Raw genomic sequence first — 8302 nt, 5'->3', positions numbered from 1 at the left:
GGGTCGCGGGGTGGCCCGTGTGGGCGGCGGGGGGGGTTGCACCGGGGCCTGTCGGGCGCCCTTTTGGAGGGGTTGACATGGGGGGGGGCCCCCCCGGGGGGGGGGCCCCCCCCCCCCCCCGGGGGGGGGGGCCCCCCGCGCCCCCGCGTCAGAGGTTGGTCATGTCGACCGGGATGTGCGGCTCGCAGCCGTCGCGCAGGATGGTGGCCTCGATCAGGCCGTACGGGCGGTCGGCGGCGTAGTACACGGCGCCGTCCTTGGCTTCGTTCTCCAGGCCGAAGGCGGAGAGGTCCTGCCGGAAGTGGTGCTTGTTGGGCGCGGAGAAGCGGATCTCGTCGATCTCGCTCCGGCTGTTGATGACCCGCGAACCCATCTGGTACAGCGTCTGCTGGAGCGAGAGCGAGTACGTCTCCACGAAGGCCTGCAGGATGTGCTTCTTGGCCTGCTCGTAGGACTTCTCCCACTGCGGCATGCGCTGCTCGTCCGAGGTCCAGTTGTGCCGCCACCACGTCGACAGGGACGTGGCGAGGATGCGGTCGTAGTCCTCCTGGAGCGTCGTGTACTTGTCCTTGATGAAGCCCCAGAACTCGGAGTTCGTGGAGTTCATCACGGTCAGGTCCTTGAGCCCGGAGAGGACTTCGAACTTCCCCTCCCCGTCGCCTTCGGCGGAATACGTGATCTGGGCGAGGCGGGTCTCCTGCCCCTTGCGTACGAAGGAGTGCTGGACCTCGTCGGCGCCGATGAACCTGGAGTTGCCGTCGGAGCCGGCGATGCGCTCCCAGGCGTACTCCTCGATGCGGATGCGCGCGCGGTGGATCGAGGGCTGGCTGTCCACGAAGTGCCGGGCGAGGTGGATGCCGTACTGCTCGGCCGACTCGATGCCGTATTCCTTGGCGAACGCGAAGCAGGTGTTCTTCGTGGTGTCCGTCGGAAGGCAGTTGGCGTTCGAACCGTTGTAGTGCACGTCGTCCAGATCGCCGGAGAGGGCGACGGAGACGTTCAGGTCCTTGATGTGGTGGGTGTCGCCGTCCCTCGTGATCTTGACGACGCGGTTCTCTGCTTTGCCGTACTGGTTCTGGCCGAGAATCGTGGGCATGTCTGCTAGCTCCCTCGGTAAACGGAGTAGCCGAACGGGTTGAGCAGCAGCGGTACGTGGTAGTGCTCGCCCGGTACGACGGCGAACGTGATCGCCACTTCCGGGAAGAAGGCACCGCTGTCCCTTACGCGGGGGGCGTCCTGCTGCGCCTCGGCTTGCTTCTTGGCTGCGAAGTACGCCTCGGTCTCGAAGTCGAGACGTACATGGGTGGTGCCCTCCGGCAGCGCCGGCAGGTCCTTGCATCGCCCGTCCGCGTCGGTCGCGGATCCGCCGAGTGCCGTCCACGGTGCGTCGCCGCCACTGCGGGCGGCGAGCGTGATGGCGACGGCCGCGGCGGGGCGGCCGATGCTGGTGTCCAGAATGTGGGTGGACACCGATGCGGTGGTGTCGGTGCTCAAGACCGTCACTCTCCTTCGGTTACGAGACGGGTCAGCCGGATGCGGTTGATCTTGCCCAGTTCGGTGCGCACGATTTCGCGCTCCTGCTCGGGCGAGTTCCCGATCCGGGACTTCACCGCGTCGCGCATCTGCTCGCCGGTGGCTCCGGTGGCGCAGATCAGGAAGACATGTCCGAACCGCTCCTGGTAGGCCAGGTTCAGTTCGAGCATCTCGGCCTTGAGTTCCTCGGTGGCGCCGGCCATCCCCCGCTGTTCACGGGAGGAGGTCGGGTCCCCGGGCTTCGGGCGGCCGATCGGCGGGTGACCGGCCATCGCGTCGGCCAGATCCTGAGTGGTCAGTGCGGCCGTGGCGGCATCACTGGCATCGAGGAGGGCTTCCGCGGTGGCGTACGGGCGTCGGGAGAGGATCGCTCTTCCCCATGCCGCGCTGGAGCACACCTCGTGCAACGCGGTGGTGGCCTCGTCGTCCGCCAGGGTGTTGAACCGGGCGAGGCCCGGTGTGGAGCTCGAAGTCACGGGAGCCTCCGTGGCTGTTTTCGCTGTGCGTTTTTCGCTTCGCGTCGGTCGGGCTGCGGATAGCTAACGCCCTCCGCAACACCACGTCAACACTTTGTTGAAATTACGCGAACGCAAAAAGCCGCCGCCCGGTGCTCCGGACGACGGCCCTGTGCGGTCTTGTGCGACCTTCGCTCACCTACCGACTCAACTACTCGCCTTTGGCGGCATTTTCCCTGTTCAGGTAGTTGTAGACGGTGAAGCGACTGACCCCCAGCGCGCCCGCCACCGTCTCCACGCCGTGCCGCACCGAGAAGGCACCACGTGCCTCCAGGGTCCGCACCACCAACTGTTTGGCCCTGCGGTCCAGGTCGGCGAGCGGCATGCCGTGCCGGCGTTCCATGGCGGCCAGGATGTGGTCCAGCGAATCCGAGAGCTGGGGCAGCCGGACGGCTATGACGTCCTCGCCCTCCCAGGCCAGTACGACGTCGTCGGGCTGGGCCTGCCCGGGTCCGAGCAGTTCCGCGCCCATGGCGTCGACGAGCGGCTTGACCGCGGTGACGAGCGGGTGATCGGCCGGTTCGGTCACTTGGACTCCTCTCCGACCACGTTCACCTGGAGGGACACCCGGGTGGCACCCGATGCCAGGGCGCGGCGCAGCAGCGCGTCCACCGCGGTGAGCACCTCGTCCGCCCCGCCCTCCGCCGTATTGCCGAAGGGACCGACGTCCACGGCGTCCAGGTCGGCCGACTGGATGACCTCGCGGGCCACGACCGCGTGGGCGGGCGCCTCGTCGAGATCGAAGGGCTCGGTGGTGAACTCCACTCTCAAGCGCACTGTGCCTCCCTCATGCGTTCGCCGCGTCGCTGTGAAGCCCGCGGCTCGGGCCCGACCCTAACGGACCCGCGCCGGGGCCGTGGGGAGATGGGACGGCCCCCGGTGCCCGGCCGGGCGCGACTGCGGGTACGGCAGCACGCAGACGGCGACCGGGGCGGCGAACGCCTCGTCCGTGCGGGTCAGCGCGCCGTCGCGGGTGTCGACCCGGAAGACCGTCACGGTGCCGGACCTCTGGTTGGCCGCGAAGAGCAGCCTCCCGTCGGGCGAGAAGGCGGTGTGCCGGGGGAAGTCGCCGCCGACGGGCACGGTGCCGAGCAGCCGGAGCGCGGCCCCGTCCTCCTCGACGGCGTAGCGGGCGATGCTGTTGTGCCCCCGGTTGGCGAGGTAGGCGAACCGGCCGTCGGCGGTGACCAGGAACTGCGCCGGGTAGCTGGTACCGGGGCCGGTTCCGGTGGACTGCGGGGCGCCCGGGGAGAGGGTGCCGGTGGCGGGGTCGTAGCCGCAGACGACGGCGGTGTTGTCGACCTCGCAGGCCAGGTAGGCGTGGCGGCCGCCGGGGTGGAACGTGAGGTGCCGGGGTCCGGCGCCGGGGCGCAGCGTCGCGCGGGAGACCTCGTCGAGCGTGCCGCGCCGTTCGTCCAGCCGGTACGTGTACACGGTGTCGTTGCCGAGATCCACGGCGAGGACGTGGCCGCCGTCGGGGGTGGTGACGATCTGGTGGGCGTGCGGTCCGTCCTGGCCGGGGCCGGGCGGCGGGCCGGTGTGGGCGACCAGGTCGGTACGCTCCCCCAGCGATCCGTCGCCCCCGATGGGGTGCACCGCGACGCTGCCCGAGGTGTAGTTCGCGGTGAGCAGCCACCTTCCGGTGGGGTGGACGGAGAGATGGGTGGGCCCGGCCCCGCCCGTACCGCGCGTCCCGAGCACCCGGTGGCCGCCGTCCGGTGACAGGGCGATGGCGCTCACGCCGCCCCGCTCCTGTTCGTCGACCGCGTAGACGGTGGCGCCCGAGGGATGCATGGCCAGGTACGAGGGGTTGGCCACGCCCGTGATCACGGGACCGGCGGCGATCGCCCCGGTGGCGGCGTCGTAGGTGGCCGTCCCGATTCCGGTGCCGCCACCCTCGGCCGAGGTGTACGTGCCGATGAGCAGCCGCGGGGTGGTGCGCGGGCGCGGGCCGGCGGCGGCCGCGGGCTCCGGCGCGGGCCCCGGGGAGCGGGGCAGCGCGGGAGCCGCCGACAGGGCCGCGCCCGCGACGAGCGCTCCGAGGACGGTGCGCCGGCTGGTGGCGTGGTTCATGCGAGGCACCTCGTGTGGGGGGGGTCGGCTGCATGGGTGGCACCAGCAACCCTGGCCCGCCCCGGACCGCATCGGCAACCGGCGCAATTGGGGTCCCACCTTGCGCAACCGGCGCGAAAGACCCGGGACCGAATTTCGGGCACCCCCTTGACAGCTTCCGCAGCTCCGGGCAATCTTCCATCACGTAGAAACTAACTTCCGCAATACGGAAGGAGCGCCGAACCCTCATGGGCTACCCGGACCAGCGCTTCGATGTGAACCTTTCGATCCTCTTCACGGAACTCCCGCTCCTGGAGCGTCCTGCGGCCGCCGCCGCGGCCGGCTTCACGGCGGTCGAGCTGTGGTGGCCCTGGATCGAGACCCCCACCCCGCCGCAGGCCGAGCTCGACGCCCTCAAGAAGGCGCTCGACGACGCGGGCACGCAGTTGGTGGGACTGAACTTCTACGCCGGACAGCTGCCCGGCCCCGACCGCGGCGCGCTCTCCGTGCCGGGCACGGAGTCGGACCGCTTCCGCGCCAATATCGATGTGGCGGCCGACTTCGCCGCCTCGGTCGGCTGCAAGGCGCTGAACGCGCTGTACGGCAACCGCGTCGACGGTGTGGACCCGGCCGTGCAGGACGAACTCGCCCTGGAGAACCTGGTGGTCGCCGCCCGTGCGGCCGACCGGATCGGGGCGGTACTCCTGATCGAGACCCTCAACAAGCCGGAGTCGCCGCGCTACCCCCTGGTGAGCGCACCGGCCGGGATCGAGATCGTCGACAAGGTCAACGCGGCGACCGGCCTCGGGAACGCCAAGTTCCTGCTGGACCTGTACCACCTGTCGATGAACGGCGAGGACCTCGGCCAGGTCATCGCGGACTACGCCGCGAAGACCGGCCACGTCCAGATCGCCGACAACCCGGGGCGCGGCGCGCCCGGCACCGGCTCGCTTCCGCTGGAGCAGCTCCTCGACGAGCTGACGAAGGCCGGTTACGACGGCTGGGTCGGCCTGGAGTACAAGCCGGGCGACCGCCCGAGCGCCGAGGCCTTCGAGTGGCTCCCGGCCACCGCGCGGGCAGCCCGCTGAGGGCAGCGAACTCCCCCTCGTACACACGCTTATCGGAAGGCACCATCATGAGCAACAACCTCCCCAAGGTTGCGTGGATCGGACTCGGCATCATGGGCTCCCCCATGTCGGAGAACCTGATCAAGGCCGGGTACGACGTCACCGGCTACACCCTGGAGCAGGACAAGATCGACCGGCTGGTCGCGGCCGGCGGCTCCGGCGCGGGCTCGATCGCCGAGGCGGTCCGGGACGCCGACGTCGTCATCACGATGGTGCCCGCCTCCCCGCAGGTCGAGGCCATCGCCTACGGCCCCGACGGCATCCTGGAGAACGCCAGGTCCGGCGCGCTGCTGATCGACATGTCCTCGATCACCCCGCAGACCTCCGTGGACCTCGCGAAGAACGCGAAGGACAAGGGCATCCGGGTGATCGACGCCCCGGTGTCCGGCGGTGAGGCCGGTGCCATCGAGGCGGTGCTGTCGATCATGGTCGGCGGCGAGCAGGCCGACTTCGACGCGGCCCAGCCCATCCTCCAGGCGCTCGGCAAGACCATCGTGCTGTGCGGTCCGCACGGCTCCGGCCAGACGGTGAAGGCCGCCAACCAGCTGATCGTCGCGGTCAACATCCAGGCGTGCGCCGAGGCCGTCGTCTTCCTGGAGAAGTCCGGCGTCGACCTCGCCGCCGCGCTGGACGTGCTCAACGGCGGACTGGCCGGCTCGACCGTCCTGACCCGCAAGAAGGACAACTTCCTCAAGCGGGACTTCGCGCCGGGCTTCCGGATCGACCTGCACCACAAGGACATGGGCATCGTCACGGACGCCGCCCGCAACGTCGGTGCCGCGCTGCCCGTCGGCGCCGTGGTCGCCCAGCTCGTCGCCTCGCTGCGCGCGCAGGGCGACGGCGGCCTGGACCACTCGGCACTGCTGCGCTCGGTCGAGCGCCTGTCGGGGCAGCCCGTCCAGGCCTGACCGGCCCGGCGACACCCCAGAGACTTCCGGACGGCGTCGGCGCTGACACCTGTCCTGTCGCGCCCAGGCGTCGGCGCCGTCCGGAACACCACTCATCAAATTCAACAAACTGTTGACGCCGGGTTCGGGGCGTACTTACGCTCCTGGAGCCCCCGAGCCGTCGCAGTTCAGCAGCTCCCGTACGGAAGGTCGCCCCGACACCATGACGCAGCGTGTGCTTACGACCGAGTCAGGCGCCCCGGTCGCCGACAACCAGAACTCCGCCACCGCCGGTGTCGGTGGCCCGATCCTCCTCCAGGACCAGCACCTGCTGGAGAAGCTGGCCCGCTTCAACCGGGAGCGCATCCCGGAGCGCGTGGTCCACGCCCGTGGCTCCGGCGCGTACGGCTACTTCGAGGTGACCGACGACGTCACCGGCTTCACCCGCGCCGACTTCCTCTCCGCCGTCGGCAAGCGCACCGAGACGTTCATCCGCTTCTCCACCGTCGCCGACTCGCTGGGCGGCGCGGACGCGGTGCGCGACCCGCGCGGCTTCGCCCTCAAGTTCTACACGGACGAGGGCAATTACGACCTGGTCGGCAACAACACCCCGGTGTTCTTCATCAAGGACCCGATCAAGTTCCCCGACTTCATCCACTCGCAGAAGCGCGACCCGTTCACGGGCCGTCAGGAGCCGGACAACGTCTGGGACTTCTGGGCCCACGCGCCCGAGGCCACGCACCAGGTCACCTGGCTGATGGGCGACCGCGGCATCCCCGCCTCGTACCGTCACATGAACGGCTACGGCTCGCACACGTACCAGTGGACGAACGCCGCGGGCGAGGCCTTCTTCGTCAAGTACCACTTCAAGACGAACCAGGGTGTGCGGTCCCTCTCCAGCGAGCAGGCCGCCGAGCTCGCGGGCAAGGACAACAGCTCGCACCAGACGGACCTGCTCCAGGCCATCGAGCGCGGCACGAACCCGTCCTGGACGCTGTACGTGCAGGTCATGCCGGCCGCCGAGGCCGCGGGCTACCGTTTCAACCCGTTCGACCTGACCAAGGTGTGGCCGCACAGCGACTACCCGCTCCAGCGGGTGGGCCGGCTGGTGCTGGACCGCAACCCGGACAACGTCTTCGCCGAGGTCGAGCAGGCCGCGTTCTCCCCGAACAACTTCGTGCCCGGCATCGGTCCCTCGCCGGACAAGATGCTCCAGGGCCGGCTGTTCGCCTACGCGGACGCGCACCGCTACCGGCTGGGCGTCAACCACACCCAGCTCCCGGTGAACGCGCCGCGCACCGCGGTCGTCGACAACTACGGCCGTGACGGGCTGCACGCCACCCGCAACGGCGCCCGCCACGACAAGAACTACGAGCCCAACTCGTACGCGGGCCCGACCCAGACCGACGCGGCGCTCTCCGCCCCGCTCGCCATCCACGGCTGGACCGGCACCCACGCGGCGCCCGCCCACACCAAGGACGACGACTTCTTCCAGGCGGGCGAGCTGTACCGGCTCATGTCCGAGGACGAGAAGGGCCGTCTGGTCGCGAACATCGCCGGGGGCCTCTCCCAGGTGACCCGCGACGACGTGATCGAGAAGAACCTCGCCCACTTCCACGCCGCCGACGCCGACTACGGCAAGCGCGTGGAGGAGGCGGTCCGCGCCCTGCGCGAGGACTGATCCTCCCACCGAGCCCTGCTCGCGCCGCGTACCCGGATGAGGGGTGTCACGCGGCGCGGGCAGGACGAGGCCGCGGCGGTCGTGCGATGCCAGTGCGGTGGTGAGGGCCGGGATGCCTCCTCGTTCTCTGACCTGAAGAGGACGAACCCTCCCGGCCCGATCGCCGCCGCCGCGGCCCCTGTTCTGTTGTGTTCTGTTGTGTTTCCCGTGCCAGGGCGCGGAGTACGGATACGGTCCCGTACTCCGCGCCCTTCTTCGTGCGTGCGCGTGGGGGGGCGGCGCGCCCCCTGCGTGCGCGTGGGGCGGTACGCCGGACCGCACTCCCGGCCCCGGCCCCGGACCTCGCTCCCAAGTCCCGGAGCCCTGACTCGGTTCCCCCCGCCTCGCCCATGCTCCCGTATGCCCCGCGTACCGGGGCACGCACGCCTCACATGCCCCGCGTACCGGGGGAACGGCCGTGGCCCCCGTCCCCCGGAGTTCCGGGGGGACGGGGGCCACGGGCCGCCG

The 8302-nt window shown here is 70.4% G+C and carries 9 protein-coding genes; 3 read left to right on the top strand and 6 right to left on the bottom strand.

Going from position 1 to position 8302, the window contains the following annotated elements; genetic code table 11:
* Positions 1 to 148: 148 nt before the first annotated feature.
* The 6 genes from pucL to ACFYY1_RS17610 form a co-directional block, all read right to left on the bottom strand.
* Positions 149 to 1096 (bottom strand): factor-independent urate hydroxylase, encoded by a 948-nt coding sequence (gene pucL / locus ACFYY1_RS17635; RefSeq protein WP_376316317.1) that lies wholly within the window; start codon positions 1094 to 1096, stop codon positions 149 to 151.
* A 5-nt stretch (positions 1097 to 1101) separates the two neighbouring features.
* The gene (gene uraH / locus ACFYY1_RS17630) at positions 1102 to 1494 is read right to left on the bottom strand and encodes a hydroxyisourate hydrolase (RefSeq protein WP_388586016.1); all 393 of its coding nucleotides are present in this window, start codon (positions 1492 to 1494) and stop codon (positions 1102 to 1104) included.
* Positions 1495 to 1499: 5 nt separating this feature from the next.
* The gene (gene uraD / locus ACFYY1_RS17625) at positions 1500 to 2009 is read right to left on the bottom strand and encodes a 2-oxo-4-hydroxy-4-carboxy-5-ureidoimidazoline decarboxylase (protein ID WP_388586013.1); all 510 of its coding nucleotides are present in this window, start codon (positions 2007 to 2009) and stop codon (positions 1500 to 1502) included.
* 190 nt (positions 2010 to 2199) lie between these two features.
* Positions 2200 to 2577: a helix-turn-helix domain-containing protein gene (locus ACFYY1_RS17620; RefSeq protein ID WP_388586012.1), complete on the bottom strand. Its 378-nt coding sequence runs from the start codon at positions 2575 to 2577 to the stop codon at positions 2200 to 2202.
* Entirely contained in the window at positions 2574 to 2825 is a 252-nt protein-coding gene (locus ACFYY1_RS17615; RefSeq protein WP_388586010.1) for a hypothetical protein, read from the bottom strand. The genes ACFYY1_RS17620 and ACFYY1_RS17615 overlap by 4 nt, the downstream gene beginning before the upstream one ends.
* 57 nt (positions 2826 to 2882) lie before the next feature.
* Positions 2883 to 4121: a lactonase family protein gene (locus ACFYY1_RS17610; RefSeq protein WP_388586007.1), complete on the bottom strand. Its 1239-nt coding sequence runs from the start codon at positions 4119 to 4121 to the stop codon at positions 2883 to 2885.
* Between the two features lie 227 nt (positions 4122 to 4348).
* Between ACFYY1_RS17610 and ACFYY1_RS17605 the strand changes: the two genes are divergently transcribed.
* From ACFYY1_RS17605 to ACFYY1_RS17595, 3 genes are all read left to right on the top strand, one after another.
* Positions 4349 to 5188 (top strand): TIM barrel protein, encoded by an 840-nt coding sequence (locus ACFYY1_RS17605; RefSeq protein WP_388586004.1) that lies wholly within the window; start codon positions 4349 to 4351, stop codon positions 5186 to 5188.
* A gap of 47 nt (positions 5189 to 5235) precedes the next feature.
* The gene (locus ACFYY1_RS17600; RefSeq protein ID WP_388586002.1) at positions 5236 to 6135 is read left to right on the top strand and encodes a 2-hydroxy-3-oxopropionate reductase; all 900 of its coding nucleotides are present in this window, start codon (positions 5236 to 5238) and stop codon (positions 6133 to 6135) included.
* 202 nt (positions 6136 to 6337) lie between these two features.
* Positions 6338 to 7795 carry a catalase gene (locus ACFYY1_RS17595; protein ID WP_388586000.1) on the top strand — a complete coding sequence of 486 codons (1458 nt, stop codon included), beginning with the start codon at positions 6338 to 6340 and terminating at the stop codon, positions 7793 to 7795.
* The last annotated feature ends 507 nt before the right edge of the window (positions 7796 to 8302 follow it).

This window comes from Streptomyces sp. NPDC001890 (assembly GCF_042891445.1).
In the GTDB taxonomy this organism is placed as follows: domain Bacteria; phylum Actinomycetota; class Actinomycetes; order Streptomycetales; family Streptomycetaceae; genus Streptomyces.
This window is presented reverse-complemented; position numbering and strand designations above follow the sequence as displayed.

Bases quoted from the DNA above. Each gene is read 5' to 3' on its own strand.
- ACFYY1_RS17600 (WP_388586002.1), top strand. From the start codon at position 5,236: ATGAGCAACAACCTCCCCAAGGTTGCGTGGATCGGACTCGGCATCATG.
- ACFYY1_RS17610 (WP_388586007.1), bottom strand. From the start codon at position 4,121: ATGAACCACGCCACCAGCCGGCGCACCGTCCTCGGAGCGCTCGTCGCG.
- ACFYY1_RS17595 (WP_388586000.1), top strand. From the start codon at position 6,338: ATGACGCAGCGTGTGCTTACGACCGAGTCAGGCGCCCCGGTCGCCGAC.
- pucL (WP_376316317.1), bottom strand. From the start codon at position 1,096: ATGCCCACGATTCTCGGCCAGAACCAGTACGGCAAAGCAGAGAACCGC.
- ACFYY1_RS17605 (WP_388586004.1), top strand. From the start codon at position 4,349: ATGGGCTACCCGGACCAGCGCTTCGATGTGAACCTTTCGATCCTCTTC.